The sequence below is a fragment of the Albibacillus kandeliae genome (assembly GCF_003116585.1).
Taxonomy (GTDB): Bacteria; Pseudomonadota; Alphaproteobacteria; order Rhodobacterales; family Rhodobacteraceae; genus Albibacillus; species Albibacillus kandeliae.
In genome coordinates, this window is record NZ_QEHM01000007.1 from 330207 (window position 1) to 348621 (window position 18415).

Below are 18415 nucleotides of genomic sequence, written 5' to 3' on the forward strand. Positions count from 1 at the left end.
GCCGGGTCGGGGATAGATGGGACAGGGAGGAGCACAGAATGACAAATGACATGCCGATCGCGCAGTTTCCCGCTGGCTGGGCCCGGGGCCGGGCCGAAGGCGGGCTGCACGTCTATCGCGGGCTGCCCTACGCCCTGCCCCCAACGGGCGCCCGGCGCTGGCGCCCGCCCGTCGCCATGCCCGACTGGGAGCGCGTCCGCGACGCGACTGCCTTCGGCCCTGCCTGCCCCCAACCCTTCCGGCGCAAGGGCAGCGTCTACGAGTGCGATATCCCGGACAAGGATGAGGATTGCCTCAACCTGAACATCTGGGCGCCCGAGGAGGCAAAAGACCTGCCGGTCTTCGTCTGGATCCACGGTGGCAACCTGCTGCGCGGCGCGGGCAGCGAGGCGCTGACCGATGGCGCGGCGCTGGCCCGCAAGGGGCAGGTGGTGGTGACGATCAACTACCGCCTCAACGTGCTGGGCTACCTTGCCCACCCCGAGCTGAGCGCAGAATCCGGCGATGGTGTTTCGGGCAACTACGGGCTGCTCGACCAGATCGCCGCGCTCGAATGGGTGCAGCGCAACATCGCGGCGGTGGGGGGAGACCCGGACAATGTCACTGTCGCAGGCGAGTCCGCGGGCGCTCTCAGTGTCTACTACCTGCTCTGCGCGCCCGCCGCGAAAGGGCTCTTCGCCCGCGCCATCGCACAGAGCGGCCATATCTGTTCCGCCCAGCATCTGAAGGAAAACCGTCACGGCATGGGCACCGGCGAGGCGACCGGCGAACGCCTGCTGTCCGCCCTAGGCGTGTCGAGCATCGAGGAATTGCGCGGCTGGGATGCGCAGACCCTCTCGCTCGCCGCCGACAAGGCGGGCTTTGCCGCGCAGGGCGTGGTGGACGGGCTCGTCCTGCCCGACCAGCCGCTGACGCTGTTCCGAAGTGGCCAGACCGCTCAGGTGCCGCTGCTCACCGGCTTCAACGCGCGCGAAATCCCGACGCTGGAGTTCCTGATGCCGCCAGTGCCAGCCGACGCGGCGACCTACGAGCAGATGATCCGTGACCGCTACGGCGATCTGGCCGAACGCTTCCTCGCACTCTACCCCGCCGATGATCTCAGCCGCAGCGGCGAGACGGCGGCAGGCGACGCGCTCTTTGGCTGGACGGTATTGAGCGCGGCCAAGGCGCAGGTGGGCAACGGGCTGCCCGTCCACGTCTACTTCTTCGACCACGGCTACCCAGAGGCCGACGACCGCGACCTGCACGCCTTCCACGCCTGCGAGCTGCCCTACGTCTTCGACACGATGCGCCAGTCGCCCCCGGCATGGCCAAAGGCGCCCGACACGCCGGAAGAGGCCGAGATCACCCGCATCATCGGCGACTACTGGACCGGCTTCACCCGCGACGGCACCCCGTCCGCCGAGGGCGCCCCGGTCTGGCCCGACTACTCCGACGGCGGGGCGATCCTGCACATCACCGACGCACCCGCGGTGCGGCACGATCTCTTCCACGAGATGTACGCGCTGATCGACGAGGACTTCGCCCGACGACGCGCGGCAGGCGACCAGCCGTGGAACTGGCTGGTCGGAACGGCGGCGCCGCTGCGGCCCCTCCCGGCCGAGACGTGACGGGCGGACCACGATACACACTCAAACGAAGCCCCGGCCTGGGCCGAGGCACTGACCTTGCGAGGAACCCCGATGATTGACCTTTCCGGACGCGTTGTTCTTGTCACCGGCGCTGGCGGCGGACTGGGCCGCGAACATGCCCTGCTGCTGGCCCGCCACGGCGCGCGCGTTGCCGTCAACGACATGAACGAGGCCAACGCCCAGGCAGTGGCCGACGAGATCACTGCGGCTGGCGGCGAGGCACTGGCCGTCGCAGCCTCGGTCGCCGAGATGGAAGCCGTGCAGGCGATGGTCGACCGCATCGTCGCCGAATGGGGCCGGATCGACGGGCTGGTAAACAACGCCGGCATCCTGCGCGACAAGACCTTCGCCAAGATGGACCTCGCGGACTTCCGCCTCGTCATGGACGTGCACCTGATGGGCGCGGTCCACTGCTGCAAGGCGGTCTGGCCGCTGATGCAGGCGCAGGGCTACGGGCGGATCGTGATGACGACCTCATCGTCCGGGCTCTACGGCAACTTCGGCCAGTCGAACTATGGCGCCGCCAAGATGGCCCTCGTGGGTTTGATGCAGACGCTGGCGCTCGAGGGCGCGCGCTACGACATCCGGGTGAACTGCATCGCCCCGACCGCCGCGACACAGATGCTCGACGGCCTGCTGCCCGAGGCCGAGCTTGACCTCCTGCACCCCTCCCGGGTCAGCCCCGGCATCGTCGCACTGATGCGCCCCGAGGCCCCGACGCGCACCATCCTTTGCGGCGGCGCGGGCGCCTTTGCCGCTGCCAACGTGACCCTGACCCCCGGTATCCTCGCCAATGGCGAAGCCGAAGACATCGTCGCCCGGTGGGACGAGGTCACCGACCGCAAGGACGAGTCGGTGCCGGCCTCCGGTGGTGAACAGGGCCGGCAGGAGCTGGCCCACGCCGGTTATCAACGCGCTGCGGCGGCCGCCCGCTGACTGCCATCGCCGCACAACGGAGACCCAGATGCCGCCGCTGAAGACCACCCGACCCGTCCGGCCCGTGCGCGGGATCGAGGACATCCGCGCGATCGAGGCAGAGCCCTACGACTCGCTGGTGACGGCGCGCAATCTCTACGACCTGTCCCGCGCCACCGCCGAGCACTGCGGCGACAGGCCGGCCCTGACCGTCCTGCGATCGCCCGATCCGGCAGACGTGGGCGTATCTCTGACCCACGCCGGACTGCTGGCCGAGGTCACCCGCGCCGCCAACCTGTTTCGCGGCCTCGGGCTGACCTCGGAACAGGGCGTTGCCGCCTTTCTCACGCCGACCCTGCCCGACCTGCCCGCGCTGCTGCTAGGCGCGCAGGTGGCCGGGGTGGCGAGCACGCTCAACTACCTGCTCAGCCGCGAGGCCATCGCCGACCTGCTGAACGCCGAGGGCGCCACGATCCTCGTGATCCCGGCGGCCCAGCTCGACCGGATGTGCTGGGACAAGGCGCAGGGCCTGTTGCAGGAGGTTCCGACCCTCCGGCACCTCTTGGTGATCGGCGGCGCGGGCGCGATGGCTGATGGGTTCACCGCGCTCGGCCCGCTGCTGGAAAGTGCTCCCGCCGCCCGGCTGGAGTTCGAGCCTTCGAATAACCGCGACACCGTCTGCGCCCTGTTCCACACCGGCGGCACCACCGGTCGGCCCAAGCTGGTTCCGCTGACCCACGGCAACCAGATCCACGCGGCCTTCGGCTTTGCGCAGGTCTTTGGCTACGACGAGACCGACACGGTCGTGAACGGCTTTCCCTTCTTCCATGTCGGCGGGACGATGACGGTCGGCCTCTCCGTGCTCGCGGCGGGTGGGCATATGGTGGTGCCCTCGCCCTATGCCCTGCGCCCGCCCGAGGTGATCGGCACCTACTGGCGGCTGGTTGACGCATTCAGTGCGACCGTCGTCAGCGGCGTTCCCACGTCCATCGGCGCGATGGCTGTATCCTACGAGCCGGGCCCCGACATCTCGTCGGTGCGCATGGCGGTCACCGGCGGCGCCGTCCTGCCGGGCGCCATCGGGGCAAGGTTCACGGGCAAGACAGGCATCCCCATCCACGAAACCTACGGCATGACCGAGACCTCGGCGGCCATTGCCTTCACCCCCGGTCACGGTACTCCGGTCGCGGGCAGCGTTGGACTGCGCGCGCCCTTCTCGGAAACCCGGATCGTGCAGGTCGAGGATGGCGTGACGCCCTGCCCCCCCGGCGAAAGCGGTCTGGTCCAGGTGCGGGGACGCCAGGTGTTTCCCGGATACGTCGAGGCAAGCCACGACACGGGGATACTGGCAGAGGGCTGGCTGACCACTGGCGACGTCGGTTTCCTGACGGAAGACGAGCGGCTGGTGCTGACCGGGCGCGAAAAAGACCTGATCGTGCGCAGCGGCCACAACATCGACCCGGCCTCGATAGAGGATGTGGCCAATGCCGCCCCCGGGGTCGAGATCAGCGCCGCCGTCGGTATGCCCGACCAGTACGCGGGCGAGGTGCCCGTGCTCTTCGTCGTACCGAAGGCAGGCGAGAGCGTGAACCTGCGCGACCTCTACGAGACACTCGAAGCCGGGATCCACGAACCCCCGGCACGCCCTCGCCGGATCCTTGTGATCGATGCCCTGCCGGTGACGGCGGTCGGCAAGATCTTCAAGCTCGCCCTCCGCGAGGAGGCGATCGCCGAGAAGGTGAGGATGGAAGTGGCCGCCCATTGCGGCGAGTCGGCTTCGGTGCAGGTCACTGTCGGCAGCGACGCCCGCAAACGCACCCTTGTCGAAGCCTTGGTGTCCGGCGCGGACGCGGCGCAGATGCGCGCATTGGCCGAGGCCCTCGCGCCGCTGCCACAGACCTATACGCTGGTGGCCTCCTGCGTCCGGCTGGAGGTGCGGGACCAGATCGCCATCCTGACCCTGGACCGCCCCGAGGCACTGAACGCGGCCTCCCGGGCGCTGATGCGGTCGCTCGCTCACCGGCTACAAGAGGTCGCCGCGATGCCCGACCTCCGGGCCGTCATCCTCACCGGCGCCGGTCGCGCCTTCTGCGCGGGCGGAGACCTGATCGAATTCGAGGCCGCGCTGGCCGAAGGAGGCAGCACGCTGACCGATACCCTCTTCTACAACCAGCGGGTCATCACCATGATAGAGGAACTGCCCTGCCCGGTGATCGGCGCCGCAAATGGCGTCGCCGTCGCGGGCGGGCTCGAGATGCTGCTGTGCTGCGATATCATCCTTGCCGCAGACGGGGCTCGGCTTGGCGATGGCCACGCGAAATACGGCATCGTTCCCACCGGCGGCTCGACCGCGCGTCTCCATGACCGGCTGGGGCCATCCCGCGCCGCCCAGCTTCTTTATACTGCCGGTCTGGTGGACGCCCGGACCGCCTGTGACTGGGGGCTGGTGAACGAGGTTCTGCCGCCTGACCAGCTGATGGAACGCGCCCTCGGCATGGCCCGCGAGATCGCCGCCTGCAGCCCGCAATCCCTGCGCGAGGTCAAGCGGCTCGTCGCCCCGGCTGCACGTCGGAAGGCTCCCGAGATACGCCTCGCCGCCGAGATCGACAGCTTCGCTTCCACCCAGCGCGATGGCGATCTGGAGGAAGGGTTGCGCGCCTTCCGCGAAAAACGTGCGCCGGGCTTCGGTGCGCCAAAGGACGACCCCGAGAGCTGAGCCACTCCGCTGGTCAGAGCCACGTAGCCTTACTGCAGCTCCCGCCGGGCCCCGGCGGGAGTTTTTCGTTCTGCTACCCGGCTTTTCAGACCTCGACCCGGCCCAAACGCCAGCGGGCACGGCGCTAGGGTCCCCGGTGCCATCCCCTCCCACCACGCCCCAAGGCATCACTCAAACTTATCATCCCTCAGAAAGTTTTGAGTATTTGTGATCGCTCTTTCTGGGATAGGTCTGGGCCCGAGGAGACATACGGGCTGGGAGGGCCTGACATGACCATTTCATTCAAGACACTTGTGGCGTCTGCGGTCCTGAGCGTTGCGCTCAGCGCCCCGGCAGCTTGGGCCGAGCCTTCGGGCACGCTGCGACTGGGCGAACAGGCCAAGTTGATCACGATGGACCCGCACCAGCACTCGGGCGGCGGCGCCGGCTACCTGCGGCCCGTCTACGAGTCGCTCTTCGACCATGACGCCGACAACAACCTGATCCCGCTGCTGGCCGAAAGCTACGAGGTCGACGGCACGACCATCAAGGTGAAGCTGAAGGAGGGCATCAAGTTCTCCGATGGCGCAGAGTTCAACGCCGAGGTGGCGGCGGCCAACCTGAACCGGGTGATCGAACTCGGCGTACAGGCCTCGATGAAGCTGGCCGAAAAGGCCGAGGCGACTGGCCCCTACGAGATCACCATCTCGCTCAAGAGCCCCGATCCGTCGATCATCGACGCCCTCAGCGGAACCGCCGGGATGATGGTCAGCCCGAACGCGCTGAAGGATCCCGCGCTCGACCGCAACCCGGTGGGCACCGGCCCCTATGTCTATTCCGCGGCGGACTCCCGCGAAGGCGAACTGCGCGTCTACCTGCCCTCGCCAGACTACCGCACCCCCGACGACCAGGGCGTTGCGCGGCTGGAGCTGTCGGAGATCCCCGACGCCACCGCCATGCTGAACGCGCTCAAGACCGGGCAGATCGACATTGCCATCTTCCTGTCCAGCCCGCAGGCCGCCATCGTCGACCGCACCTCCGGCATCCAGCTTCTGCGCCAGCCCGGCGGGACGACCTATCACCTTGGCCTGATGGACCGCGAGGGCACCAAGGTTCCCGCCTTCGCCGACAAGCGCGTGCGTCAGGCGATGGCCTATGCCATCGACCGGGCGGCCTTTTCCAAGGCGGTGGAGTTCGGTCTCTCCGTTCCTGCCTATCAGCCCTACGGCGATGGCCTCTGGCCGCATGACCCGGCGCTTGACGGGAAGTACGCCTATGACCTCGACAAGGCCAAGGAGCTGATGAAGGAAGCGGGCTACGAGGACGGCTTCGAATTCGACATGCCCTCGATCCCGGTCTTCGCCTCGCGCCTCGAAGCGGTCGCCGGCTTCCTGAAAAAGATCAACATCACCATGAACATCGTGACGGTCGAGCCCGGCACGCTGGCGCGGCGGTCGATGTCGACCGATTTCCCGGCCACCAACCTGGTCTGGAACACCTTCCTCGACCCCAAGTACCTGACCACCTACTACGTGGCCAAGGAAGCGCTGTTCAATCCCTACCGGGTCGAGCCTGATCCAAGGCTGATGGAACTGAGCGAGGAAGGGCTGGCCAAGGTCGAGTACGCGGACCGCGCCCCGATCTACAACGAGATGTTCGAAAACGTCTCGGACGACAGCTATATCATCTTCATCACGACGACGCCGATCCTCTTCGGGGTATCCGACGCCATGGCGGAGAATCCGACGGTCAAGTTCCGCCCGGGCACCGATACGCCGATCCTGCGCGGCCTGCGCGTCGACAACTGAGACCAGCGGGAAGGTCAGGCCATGACACGATTGATCGGGCAGCGGCTGCTGGCGATGGTGCCGCTTCTGTTGATTGTCTCCTTCCTGACCTTCTCGCTGACCGCGCTGCTGCCGGGCGATCCTGCAGACCTGATCCTAGGCGACCGGGCAACGGCGGAGCAGTACGAGATGGTGCACGAACGGCTGGGCCTCGATCAGCCCTTCCTCGTGCGCTACGTACAGTGGCTCGAGGGCGCGGTCCGGGGTGACCTCGGCACCTCCTTTTTCAACTCGGTGCGGGTGGTGGACGCGGTCGTGCAGCGGATGCCCGCGACCCTTTCGCTGACCCTCGCCTCGGTGCTGATCTCGGTGGTGGTGGGCCTTGGCGCGGGTGTGGCGGCAGCGCTGCGGCCACGGTCCTGGATCGACAGGCTCGCCACCTTCGGCGCCACCATCGGTCAGGCAATCCCGAACTTCTGGTTCGGCCTGATCCTCGTCTCGGTCTTTGCCGTCGCGCTGAACTGGTTCCCGGCCACCGGATATGTCCCGTTCAAGGACTCGCCGGGGCAATGGCTGCGCTCGATCACCCTGCCCGCCCTCGCCCTCGGCCTGTCGACCAGCGCCGCCATCGCGCGGCAGGTGCGCTCGGCGATGGTGGGCGTGCTGCAACAGGACTACATCCGCGCGGCGCGGGCCCAGGGCCTGTCTGCGCTCCGGGTCACCTTCAAGCACGCCCTCAAGAACGCGCTGGTGCCGGTGATCACCGTCCTGTCGTTCCAGGTCACGGTCCTCCTCGGCGGTGCCCTCATCGTCGAGCAGGTCTTTGCCATCAATGGCATCGGCTCGCTCGCCATCGCGGCAGTGCGCCAGCAGGACATCCCGATGATCCAGGGGATCGTGCTGGTCCTCGTGCTGGTCGTGATGTTGGTGCAGCTCGTCACCGACATCCTCTACGGCCTGATCAATCCGAAGGCGCGCCCGTCATGACTTCTGCCTCCCTCCCTGCACAGACGACGCGCAAATCGCGCCCGGCCTGGATGACGCCCTCGACCCTCGCCGTGGTCATCCCTTCCGTTCTCGTGCTGGCGGCACTGGTGGTCTGCGCCCTCTTCGCCCAATGGCTCGCGCCCTACGACCCGCTGGATCAGGACCTTATCGCATCGCTTCAGGGTCCCTCGGCCGCGCATTGGCTTGGCACCGACGACCTCGGGCGCGACGTGCTCTCGCGGCTGATCTACGGGAGCCGGATCGCCGTCATCGCCGCGGTCGAGGCCACGAGCCTCGCAGTGTTGATCGGCGTGCCCATCGGGCTGTTCATCGGCTACCGGGGCGGCTGGTGGGATCGCCTCACCATGCGGCTGGTCGAGGCCATCGTCTCGATCCCCGGCATCATGGTCGCCATCGTCATCATCGCGATCCTCGGCACCGGCCTGCATCGCGCCATGTTCGCGCTCGGCATCCTCTATTCCACCGCCTTCCTGCGTCTCGCGCGCTCCGTCGTGCTGACCGAGCGCGAGGAGGTCTATGCCAAGTCGGCCCGTGTCATCGGCGCTTCACCAACACGTATCCTCGTGCGCCACATCTTCCTGAACATCGCACCGCCGCTGATCGTTCAGGTCACGCTGACCGTCGGCGCGGTGCTGCTGGCCGAAGCGGGCCTCAGCTTTATCGGCATCGGGGTTCAGCCGCCGCAGGCGAGCTGGGGCACCATGCTGAACACCGCAGCCTCCTACATGGAGCTCAACCCCTTCCTTGCCGTCCCGCCCGGGCTGGCCATCGTCGCGACCGTGCTGGCGGTGAACCTGCTGGGCGACGTGCTGCGCGACTCCATCGGCCGTGGCATCCGCGTCCCCGCGGCGCCCTCGACCGCCCCTGCCCGGGTGCGGACCGCGCCGAGCCGCCCCCTCCCCCCACGCGCGGACGACATGCTACGTGTCGAAGGGCTCGAGGTCATGGTCTCGCCCAAGGGGGGCGCCGAGGTGCCGGTCGTGACCGATATGTCCTTCCGCATCGCGCGCGGCGAGACCCTCGGCCTCGTGGGTGAATCCGGTTCGGGCAAGACGGTGACGGGCCTTGCCCTGATGGGGCTGATCGGTGCCGGTGGCCGGATCACCGGGGGCCGCGTCACGTTGGATGGGACGGACCTGCTCGGCCTCTCGAAGGCCGGTCTCGAGAAGGTCCGGGGCAACGACGTCGCGATGGTCTTTCAGGACCCGACCACCAGCCTCAATCCGGCCTATACCGTCGGCAACCAGATCTCCGAGGTGCTGCGGGTCAAGCAGGGCCTCTCGCGCCGCGCCGCTTGGGACCGGACGGTCGAGCTGATCGACCGGGTCGGCATCCCCCGCGCGACCGAGCGTGCGCAGGCCTATCCGCACGAGCTCTCCGGCGGCATGGCGCAGCGCATCGCCATCGCGCGGGCTCTGTCCTGCGGGCCCAAGCTGCTGATCGCGGACGAACCCACCACCGCGCTCGACGTGACCGTGCAGCAGGAGATCCTCGACCTCTTTCGCGACCTGCAGGACGAATTCGGGATGGCGATGCTCTTCGTCACCCACGACCTCGCCGTGGCGGCAGATGTCTGCGACCGGATCGCGGTGATGTATTGCGGCGAGATCGTCGAGACCGCGCCGGTGGACGATCTCTTTGCCAACCCGCGCCATCCCTACACGTCCGGTCTGCTCTCGGCGATGCCCCACGGCGCCAGCGGCACGCCACCCCTGCCAGTCATCCCCGGCTCGGTCCCGACGCCCGGCCACTGGCCCGAGGGCTGCCGCTTTGCCGCGCGCTGCCCGCATGTCACCGAGGCCTGCGCCGCCCCGGTGCCGCTGAGCGGCGACGCCCGGTTGATCCGCTGCGTGCGCGCCGACGAACTCGTGCTGGAGGCCGCGCAATGAGCGAGACGCTGCTCGACATCAAGGACCTGCGGGTGAGCTATGGCGGTCGGTCGTTCCTCGGTCTCCGGAGTACCGGTTTCGAAGCGGTCAAAGGCGCGTCCCTCTCGATCCGCGCGGGCGAGACGCTGGGGCTGGTTGGCGAGTCCGGTTCGGGCAAGTCCTCCATCGCCAACACGCTGCTGGGTCTGGTGCCCGCGGCCAGCGGCACCATGCGGTTCAATGGCACCGACCTCGCCGCGCTCGACACGCACTATCCGCCCGAGGTGCGCCGCAACATCCAGGCCGTGTTCCAGGACCCCTACTCCTCGCTCAACCCCTCGATGACGGTCGAGCAGATCGTCACGGAGCCGCTCAAGATCCACACCAGCATGTCCCGGGCCGAACGCCGTGAACGCGCCGCCGAACTGCTGCGCCTCGTGAACCTGCCCGAAACCCACCTGCCGCGCTTTCCCAACGAGTTCTCGGGTGGCCAGAGGCAGCGGATCGCCATCGCCGCCGCCCTCGCGCTGCAGCCAAAGCTGATCGTGCTGGATGAGCCGGTCAGCGCTCTGGACGTCTCAACGCAGAACCAGATCATCAACCTGCTCTACGAACGGCGCGACGCGCTGGGGATCGCCTACCTGCTGATCGCCCATGACCTCGCGCTGGTTCATCACATCTCGGACCGGATCGCGGTGATGTACCTCGGCCATATCGTCGAGGAAGGGCCTGCCGACCGGGTCTACCACCGCCCTGCGCATCCCTATACCAAGGCGCTGCTGGATGCGGTACCGCTGCTGGACCCGGCACGGCAGAGGGCCCGGCGGGCGGCGCGGCGCGCGGCCCCGGCGTCGGAACTGCCGAGAATGGCCGAGGCCGGCTGCCCCTATCGCAACCGCTGCGCCTTTGCGATGGAGCGCTGCCACAAGGACGTGCCGACCTCGCTGGACGTAAGCGGCGGCGGCACGGCACAGTGCTTCCTCGTCGAAGGCGGAACAGCAGGCGTAAGCGGTCTGAAGGAAAAGGTGACGACATGAACATGCCCTGGAACCCGAGCAGCGATCCCCGTGCGGTCACGGTGTCGGACATGGTCCTTTCCGACGGCGCGGGCGGCAAGATCTCGCTGGTATGCCGTCACCCCGCCACCGGGCCGGTCAAGGGCGTCGTGGTCTTCTGTCACGGCCTCGGATCCAGCGGCAAGGCCTACGGGTCCATGACCGACACCTGGGCGGCAGCGGGCTACCTCGTCATCCACCCGACCTTCGCCGACAGCATCTTTGCCGTGGCCCGCGCCAAACCGGAACTGGGGCTTGACCCCGACGATCCGGAACTCGTGCTCTGGGCCCGCAAGCTGCCCGCGGTGCGGCCGACGATGTTCCAAATCCTGCACGACCCGGCCTACTGGCTCGACCGGATCCGCATCGTGCGGCGCATCATGGACGAGATGCCGTCGATCCTTGCCGCGATGGGCGCGACGGAAACACAACTGCCGGTCGCCATCGCCGGACACTCCTTCGGGGCCTATACCGCCCAACTCTTCGCCGGCGCGGTCATCGACCTGCCCGACGGGCCGCAAAGCTTTCGCGACGAACGGTTCCGCGCCGCGATGGTGCTCAGCGGACAGGGACGCAACCAGCAGGGCCTGCGCGAAGGGTCTTGGGATGGCATGACCGGCCCGGTCCTGACAGTGACCGGCAAGGAGGACGGCGGGGCCAAGGGGCAGGACTGGCACTGGAAGTGCGAACCCTACGACCTCGCTCCGCCGGGCGGCAAGTATCTCGCCGTTCTGGACGACGCCAACCACTACCTTGGCGGCATGACGCCCGAGGGGCATACCGTGCCCTACCAGCTCGAAGCGTTGGCACTGGTGACCACGGCGTTCCTCGACGCCCATGTCACCGACCTCACCGATGCAAGGGACTGGCTGGATCGCATTGACGACCGCGTCGCGGACTGCCCAGTGATCTTCCGCCACAAGTGACGTAATCCCGACCGGCCTGTTTGACGTGCCAAGACCCGCCCATCGGTGCGGGTCTTCCACGCCTGTATCTGCCCATTCCCATCAGCGCACCTGCGTGCCGCCAGCCTTTCCGCGCCCGACCTGTCGGTCGCCGCAAACCTGCTTGCTCAAATCCTTCCCGCCTTCTACTGTTTACAATTAACAATTTTCCCGGCCAAACCCTTGGCAGATCGCAGCGAGGCCCGAGCAAATGACGAAGATCGAAGCGAAATCCCTGGTCGACGCGGCAACCGAACGGCTGGAGGCCGCGATCATCGGGGGCGAGCTTTCGCCTGGAGATCGGGTGCGCGAACAGGTTCTCGCCGAGGAATACGGGATCAGCCGAGGCCCGCTGCGCGAGGCCATCCGGCGGCTGGAGGGGCGCCGCCTGTTGGAGCGGACCGCCAACATCGGCGTGCGGGTGGTCGAACTCTCGACCCGGCGGCTGGCGGAACTGCTCGATGTGCGCGAGGCCCTCGAAGGCATGGCCTGCCGCCTTGCGACCGAGCGGATCTCGCCCAACGAACTGGCCAAGCTGCGGGCCATGCTCGACGATCACGCCACCCACGAAGAGGTGCGCTCGGGCGAAGGCTATTACCAGCAGAGCGGCGATTTCGACTTTCACTTCCGCATCGTGAAAGCCTCGCAGAACGACTACCTGATCTCGATGGTCTCGGGCGATCTCTACGACCTGCTGAGGCTCTATCGCTACAAGTCGTCGACGATGACGGGGCGCGCGGCCCAGGCGCTGGCCGAACACCATGCGATCCTCGATGCCCTCGAATCCGGCGACCCCGACAAGGCCGAGGCCGCCATGCGGACCCACATACGTAATGCCCGCATCCACGCGCAGCTTGCCATGGACAAGGTCGAGCAGGAGGCGAAGGCGGGTTAAGCCGCCCCGCCCCGCAACACCGCCGAGAGATCGGCAAGCTCGAGATGTTCGAGGTCGATCACCGCCTGCCGGATGCGCATCGCCTGCGCCTCGGGAATGGCGAGGGCGGTGTTCTGGAGAAACTTCTCCGTCGTCTCATCCAGCGTCATCTTCTTGTCGCCCGCCCCGCTGTTCACCGGAACATGTTGCGACAGCACGCGACCATCCGCCAGCGTCACCTTCACCCCGCCCGAGAAGTACTCGGGGAAGAGGGACTTCGGATCGGCATGACAGCTACACCGCCGCGCCAGCGCCTGCACCGCCGGATCGGCGATGGCCTCTTCCGTCAGGTCGGACAGGCCGAAACGGCCCCGCAAGAGGGTCGAGGCGACGACGAAGGGCGCGGAGAACTTGGCCTCGTACTCGTTCCGGGCGTTCCGCTTGTGCTCGATCGGTTCGGCCACGATCTTCAACGTGTCCTGCGGCAGCAGGATATCGACGGAGGCAATCTCGGCCCCGGCGATCTCTGCCTGCAACGCCAGCGCGGCATCTGCCGCGCCGTGGATGAAGTGGCAGACCGGATAAGGCTTGAGAGCCGTATCCGCCATCATCCACCTGTCACCCAACCCTTCCGTCAGAAAGCTCGGATCGACGACCTTGGCGTGCTCGTGCAGGTGCGTATCGAACAGGCCAAAACGCCCCTCCAGCGCCCGCGTGGGCCCGACGAAACCGTGCCGCGCGAGCGTCGCCGCGGTGATGCCACCTGCGGCCGCCCAACCCGGGTGCAGGCGCTTGGTCCAGGCTCCTTCCTCCAGAAAGACCTGCACGCCCGAGGCCGTGCTCGCGGCGATCCCGAAGGCATCGACATGCTGCCGCGCGTTGGCCCCCATGAGCCGCCCCGCCGCGATGGCCGAACTGAAATGCGCGAGAACACCGGTCGCGTGGAACCCGGTGTGATGGAACCCGCCCTTCACCGCGGCGCCAAGCCGGATGCAGACCTCCATCCCGATGCAGAAGGCGGCCAGCGCCTCGCGGCCCGAAAGTCCACGATCTTCGGCCACCGCCAGAACGGCGGGCAGCACCGCCGCAGTCGGGTGCACGATCGCTTCGAGGTGCGTGTCGTCGTAGTCGAGACCGTGGATTAGCACCCCGTTGGCCATCGCCGCATCGCGCGGCGCGGCGCGGAAGGCCTGCCCGATAACGGTGCACCCCGCGCCGCCGCTCAACTCCTGCACCGCCGTCAGCGTCGGCTTGGCATAGGGAAAGACGGTGGAAGCCACGGCCAGGCCGAGGCCATCGAGAATATGGATGCGCGCGCGCTCCAGCACCTCGGTCGGGATTTCGTCGAAGGATACCCGCTCGGCAAATCCGGCCAATGCCGCCGAAGGCCCGATGGCCGATGTGGTCTGCATGTTCATCGCCCTACCCCTGCGCCTTGCGCCACCGGATCAGCCGCTCGATCCCTGCCTCGATGCTGACCTGCGGCGTCCAGCTGATCATCCGTCCGATCTTCTCGATCGAGAAATCAAGTTGGCTGGAGGTGGTGACGCGCACGGCGCCTTCCTTGTCCTTGTACTCCGGCGTCAGGTCCGACCCGACAATCCCCGCGATGATCTCGAACAAACGGTTGAGATTGGTTGCGACCCCTGTCGCCACGTTGAACGCCTCGCCGGTCACGTCGCTCTCCATCGCCATCAGGTTTGCGCGGGCAACGTCGGCGACGTGGATGTAGTCATGAACCTCCGACCCGTCGCCCGGGATCTGCGGGCGCTCGCCCCGCACCAGCTTGTCGTAGGTGTCGATGATGTAGAGCGCGTTCACGCCCCGATAGTGCTGCCGTTCACCGTAGACGGTGGCATAGCGCAGTGACACGGACTCGACGCCGTACTTCTGCGAATAGAGCCGCCCAAGCTGCTCGCCCATGATCTTGGTCGAGCCATAGAGCACGCCCGGCGGCGTCATGGTGTGAAAACGGAAGGGCCGCGTCTCGTCGATCAGCCCCGGCTCCGGGTCGCCATAGGTCGCGACTGAGGAGGAGAAGATCACCTTCTTCACCCCGCGATAGCGCGCCGCCTCCAGCACGTTGACGTGGCCGAGCGCGTTCACCGTGATGCCGAGTTCCGGGTTGGCCGCAAACGGCAAAGTCAGGAACCCCGCGATGGCAAAGATCCCGTCGACCCCCTCCAGCGCGTTATACAGCTCCCCGACCCGCGTGATGTCACCCCGCACCAGCCTGACCCGGTCTTCGGCCAGGATATGCGCGATCATATCAGTGGTGCCGAGCGAGTAGTTGTCGAAGAGGATCACCTCCGCCGCGCCCTGTTCCAGCAATTGCTCGGTCACATGGGACCCGATGAGGCTGATGCCCCCGGTCACCATGAACTTGCCGCCCTTGATCTTCATGTAACGTCCTCCCTTGTGCGCCCTCCGGCGCGTCAGTTCTTGATGGCGAAGGGGTCTCGGGCTTCGCTGGAATAGTCGATCATCACGTTCTTGGTGGTGGTGAATTCCATGATCCCGGCTTCGCCGCGTTCCCGGCCGAAACCGCTCTCCTTTGTACCGCCGAATGGCGCCTGCGCGGCGACCATGCGGTAGGTGTTGACCCAGACCACCCCGGATTTCATGCGCGGCACCAGACGCATCGCCCTCGAGATGTCGCGCGTCCAGATGCCCGAGGCGAGGCCGAAGGGGATGTCGTTGGCAATCCGCACCGCCTCCTCCTCTTCCTCGAAGGGGAGGATAGTCAGGACAGGGCCAAAGATCTCGGTCTGCGCCACCGCCATGTCGTTGCGGGCATCCGCAAAGATCGTCGGTTCGATGAACAGCCCCTTGCCGAGGTGCGCGCCCTTCGCCGCACCGCCCCCGGTGACCAACCGCGCCCCGTCCGATTTTGCGCTCTCGATCGACGCGATGATCCGGTCGAACTGCGGCTGGTTGGCGACCGTTCCCATTTCCGAAGCCGGGTCCAGCGGGTCACCCAACCGGATCGCCTGCGCCCGTGTTGCCAGCCGCTCGGTGATTTCGTTGTAGAGCCCGCGCTGCACCAGCAGCCGTGACCCCGCCACGCAGGTCTGCCCCGTCGCGCCGAAGATCCCGGCCAGCGCCCCGATGGTCGCCGCCTCCGGGTCGGCATCATCGAACACGATGTTCGGAGACTTGCCGCCGAGTTCGAGCGTCACCGGCTTGAGCATCTCGCCCGCCATCGACGCGATCTTGCGGCCGACGCCGGGCGAGCCGGTAAAGCTCACCTTGGCGATGTCGGGATGACGCACAAGTGCAGCTCCGGTCTCGGCGGCACCGGTGACCACGTTCACCACCCCCGGCGGCAACCCGCCCTCGGTCAGCAGCTTGCAGAATTCCAGCGTCGAGACCGAGGCATGTTCAGAGGGCTTCACCACAATAGTGTTCCCGGCCGCCAGCGCAGCGGGCAACTTGTTGCAAAGCAGCGTGATCGGCGAGTTCCACGCGGTGATCAGCGCCACGACGCCGTAGGGTTCGCGCAGCGTGTAGTCAAAGATCGTCGGGCTATCGAGCGGGATCGTGCTGCCATAGAGCTTGTCCGCATAGCCCGCGTAGAACCGGAACAGCCGCGCCGCGAAGAGCATCTGCGATCCGGTCTCCCTGATCACCTTGCCGTTGTCCGTGGACTCGTAGACCGCCATCTGCTGCGCATTCTCGACAATCACGTCCGCGATGCGATTGAGAATCGCGGCCCGCGTCGCCCCATTGGTTGCCGCCCACGCAGGCTGTGCCGCGACTGCCGCTGCCACCGCGGCATCGACATCGCCCTGCCCCGCCTCTGCCAGCTCTGCCCACGGCTCTGCCGTAAACGGATTGACCGCCGGAAACCGGGCGCCCCGCCCCGTTTCCGTCCACTCTCCCCCGATGAATAAGCCGTACTTCCTCACCATGTCCTCCCGTATTTCCGGCGCAGGCTGTCTAGGCTGCCACATATTGTCAACAGTTGACGTATTGGCGTGACTCCAGCCTCCTTCGCATGTGAAGGTGACGCATTCCTGCTACCGAAATGCATCGAACAGGCTTGACTGTCAACTGTCTACAATTTACGAAAAGGCATGAAATGCAGCGCCGTGCCCGCCGCGGCCGCGAAATTGGGAGAGAGAAACGTGAGCGAATATGACGTCATCGTGGTGGGAGCCGGAAACGCGGCCCTGTGCGCCGCCCTGTCGGCCCATGAGAACGGCGCGCGGACGCTGGTCCTGGAACGCGCGCCCGAGGAGGAGCGCGGAGGCAATTCCTACTTCACGGCTGGCGGCTTCCGCTTTGCGCACGAGGGTCTCGACGACGTGGTGCAGGACATTCTGACCGACCTGTCGGACGAAGAGCGCGACCAGATCATCCTGCCCCCGCACAGCCGCGAGTTCTTCATGGACCAGATGCGCGAGGTCACCCGCTACCAGACCGACGAGGATCTGGCACAGCTGCTTGTCGACCGGTCGCGCATGACGATGGGCTGGCTCCGCAGCCACTCCATCCGCTTCGTCCCGATGTTCGGACGGCAGAGCTATCTCGTGGATGGCAAGCATCACTTCTACGGTGGCGTGAACATCGAGGCGGTCGGCGGCGGCGCGGGCCTCGTCGAAGCCGAGATTCAGCGCGCCGAGAAGCTGGGCATCGAAATCCGCTACGGCACCGCCGCCATCGGCCTGCTCCAGTCGCAGGACCGTACCGTGACCGGGGTCAAGACGCGAACGAAGGAAGGCTATGGCGAGATCACCGGCAAGGCCGTGATCCTCGCCTGCGGCGGCTTCGAGTCGAACCAGCAGTGGCGGGTGCGCTACCTCGGCGTCGGCTGGGACCTGTGCCGCGTGCGCGGCACCCGGCACAACATGGGCGAAGGCATCCAGGCCGCGCTCGAAATCGGGGCCAAGCCCTATGGGAACTGGTCGTCCTGCCACGCCTGCGAATGGGACATCTCGGCGCCGCCCTATGGCGACCGCTGGGTTCTCGACAACTTCCAGAAGCACTCCTACCCGCTGGGGATCATGGTCAACACGGACTGCGAACGCTTCGTCGATGAAGGCGCGGACTATCGCAACCTGACCTACGCCAAGTACGGGCGCGAGATCATGGCCCAGCCGAACCGCACCGCGATCCAGATCTTCGACCAGCAGACCATCCACCGCCTGCGCGATGAATACCGGATCAAGGAGGTCACCAAAGCTAAGGCCGACACCATCGAGGAACTGGCCGAACAGCTCGACCTCGATCCGGCCAAGCTCGCCGCCACGGTCAGCGAGTACAACGACGCCTGCCAGGGTGGCGACTACAACCCTTCGATCCTCGACGGTGTCGGCACCAAGGGCATCGAGCCGCCCAAGACCAACTGGGCCCTGCCGATCAACCAGCCGCCCTACGAGGCCTATGTCTGCACGACCGGCATCACCTTCACCTTCGGTGGGCTGCAGATCAACACCAAGGGCGAAGTGCAGGACATGACCGACCAGTCCATTCCCGGCCTCTATGCGGCGGGCGAGCTGTTGGGCGGCCTGTTCTACGAAAACTACCCGGGCGGCACCGGCCTCATGTCGGGCTCGGTCTTCGGCAAGCTGGCTGGCGAAAGCGCCGCCGCCTATGTCGGGACCAGGGCGAAGGTTGCCGAACCGGCGGAGTGAAC

At 66.9% G+C, this 18415-nt stretch carries 13 protein-coding genes; 10 read left to right on the forward strand and 3 right to left on the reverse strand.

Annotated elements, in window-relative coordinates; genetic code table 11:
• Window positions 1–38 precede the first annotated feature (38 nt).
• From DDT93_RS17385 to DDT93_RS17425, 9 genes are all read left to right on the forward strand, one after another.
• Window positions 39–1610 (forward strand): carboxylesterase/lipase family protein, encoded by a 1572-nt coding sequence (locus DDT93_RS17385; protein ID WP_109467129.1) that lies wholly within the window; start codon window positions 39–41, stop codon window positions 1608–1610.
• Window positions 1611–1682: 72 nt separating this feature from the next.
• Entirely contained in the window at window positions 1683–2567 is an 885-nt protein-coding gene (locus DDT93_RS17390) for an SDR family NAD(P)-dependent oxidoreductase (protein ID WP_109467130.1), read from the forward strand.
• Window positions 2568–2595: 28 nt separating this feature from the next.
• Window positions 2596–5262 carry an AMP-binding protein gene (locus DDT93_RS17395; RefSeq protein ID WP_157960215.1) on the forward strand — a complete coding sequence of 889 codons (2667 nt, stop codon included), beginning with the start codon at window positions 2596–2598 and terminating at the stop codon, window positions 5260–5262.
• A gap of 269 nt (window positions 5263–5531) precedes the next feature.
• Complete coding sequence (locus DDT93_RS17400; protein WP_109467131.1) at window positions 5532–7049, forward strand: ABC transporter substrate-binding protein; 1518 nt, start codon at window positions 5532–5534, stop codon at window positions 7047–7049.
• 21 nt (window positions 7050–7070) lie between these two features.
• Complete coding sequence (locus DDT93_RS17405; protein ID WP_109467132.1) at window positions 7071–8015, forward strand: ABC transporter permease; 945 nt, start codon at window positions 7071–7073, stop codon at window positions 8013–8015.
• On the forward strand, window positions 8012–9925 hold the full coding sequence (locus tag DDT93_RS17410; protein WP_109467133.1) for a dipeptide/oligopeptide/nickel ABC transporter permease/ATP-binding protein: 1914 nt from the start codon (window positions 8012–8014) through the stop codon (window positions 9923–9925). The genes DDT93_RS17405 and DDT93_RS17410 overlap by 4 nt, the downstream gene beginning before the upstream one ends.
• On the forward strand, window positions 9922–10941 hold the full coding sequence (locus DDT93_RS17415) for an oligopeptide/dipeptide ABC transporter ATP-binding protein (protein WP_109467134.1): 1020 nt from the start codon (window positions 9922–9924) through the stop codon (window positions 10939–10941). The genes DDT93_RS17410 and DDT93_RS17415 overlap by 4 nt, the downstream gene beginning before the upstream one ends.
• Window positions 10938–11885, forward strand: coding sequence for an alpha/beta hydrolase family protein (locus DDT93_RS17420; RefSeq protein ID WP_109467135.1), 948 nt, complete (start codon window positions 10938–10940; stop codon window positions 11883–11885). Before DDT93_RS17415 ends, DDT93_RS17420 begins: the two co-directional genes overlap by 4 nt.
• A 229-nt stretch (window positions 11886–12114) precedes the next feature.
• Window positions 12115–12798, forward strand: coding sequence for a GntR family transcriptional regulator (locus tag DDT93_RS17425; protein WP_109467136.1), 684 nt, complete (start codon window positions 12115–12117; stop codon window positions 12796–12798).
• On the opposite strand, the gene DDT93_RS17430 is transcribed toward DDT93_RS17425, so the two are convergent.
• From DDT93_RS17430 to DDT93_RS17440, 3 genes are read right to left on the reverse strand one after another with little or no spacing between them, the layout of a single operon-like run.
• Window positions 12795–14189 (reverse strand): MmgE/PrpD family protein, encoded by a 1395-nt coding sequence (locus tag DDT93_RS17430; RefSeq protein ID WP_157960216.1) that lies wholly within the window; start codon window positions 14187–14189, stop codon window positions 12795–12797. The two genes, DDT93_RS17425 and DDT93_RS17430, sit on opposite strands and share 4 nt — an antisense overlap.
• Before the next feature lie 10 nt (window positions 14190–14199).
• Window positions 14200–15180: an NAD-dependent epimerase/dehydratase family protein gene (locus tag DDT93_RS17435; protein ID WP_109467138.1), complete on the reverse strand. Its 981-nt coding sequence runs from the start codon at window positions 15178–15180 to the stop codon at window positions 14200–14202.
• A gap of 32 nt (window positions 15181–15212) precedes the next feature.
• Window positions 15213–16685, reverse strand: a complete 1473-nt coding sequence (locus DDT93_RS17440; protein WP_232825493.1) for an aldehyde dehydrogenase — start codon at window positions 16683–16685, stop codon at window positions 15213–15215.
• A 219-nt stretch (window positions 16686–16904) separates the two neighbouring features.
• Between DDT93_RS17440 and tcuA the strand changes: the two genes are divergently transcribed.
• Complete coding sequence (gene tcuA, locus DDT93_RS17445) at window positions 16905–18413, forward strand: FAD-dependent tricarballylate dehydrogenase TcuA (RefSeq protein WP_232825494.1); 1509 nt, start codon at window positions 16905–16907, stop codon at window positions 18411–18413.
• Window positions 18414–18415: the final 2 nt, after the last annotated feature.

Excerpts from the sequence above, each read along its gene's own strand:
- DDT93_RS17395 (WP_157960215.1), top strand. The coding sequence starts at position 2,596 with ATGCCGCCGCTGAAGACCACCCGACCCGTCCGGCCCGTGCGCGGGATC.
- DDT93_RS17405 (WP_109467132.1), top strand. The coding sequence starts at position 7,071 with ATGACACGATTGATCGGGCAGCGGCTGCTGGCGATGGTGCCGCTTCTG.
- DDT93_RS17420 (WP_109467135.1), top strand. The coding sequence starts at position 10,938 with ATGAACATGCCCTGGAACCCGAGCAGCGATCCCCGTGCGGTCACGGTG.
- DDT93_RS17390 (WP_109467130.1), top strand. The coding sequence starts at position 1,683 with ATGATTGACCTTTCCGGACGCGTTGTTCTTGTCACCGGCGCTGGCGGC.
- DDT93_RS17400 (WP_109467131.1), top strand. The coding sequence starts at position 5,532 with ATGACCATTTCATTCAAGACACTTGTGGCGTCTGCGGTCCTGAGCGTT.
- DDT93_RS17435 (WP_109467138.1), bottom strand. The coding sequence starts at position 15,180 with ATGAAGATCAAGGGCGGCAAGTTCATGGTGACCGGGGGCATCAGCCTC.
- DDT93_RS17410 (WP_109467133.1), top strand. The coding sequence starts at position 8,012 with ATGACTTCTGCCTCCCTCCCTGCACAGACGACGCGCAAATCGCGCCCG.
- DDT93_RS17425 (WP_109467136.1), top strand. The coding sequence starts at position 12,115 with ATGACGAAGATCGAAGCGAAATCCCTGGTCGACGCGGCAACCGAACGG.
- DDT93_RS17385 (WP_109467129.1), top strand. The coding sequence starts at position 39 with ATGACAAATGACATGCCGATCGCGCAGTTTCCCGCTGGCTGGGCCCGG.
- DDT93_RS17430 (WP_157960216.1), bottom strand. The coding sequence starts at position 14,189 with ATGCAGACCACATCGGCCATCGGGCCTTCGGCGGCATTGGCCGGATTT.
- DDT93_RS17415 (WP_109467134.1), top strand. The coding sequence starts at position 9,922 with ATGAGCGAGACGCTGCTCGACATCAAGGACCTGCGGGTGAGCTATGGC.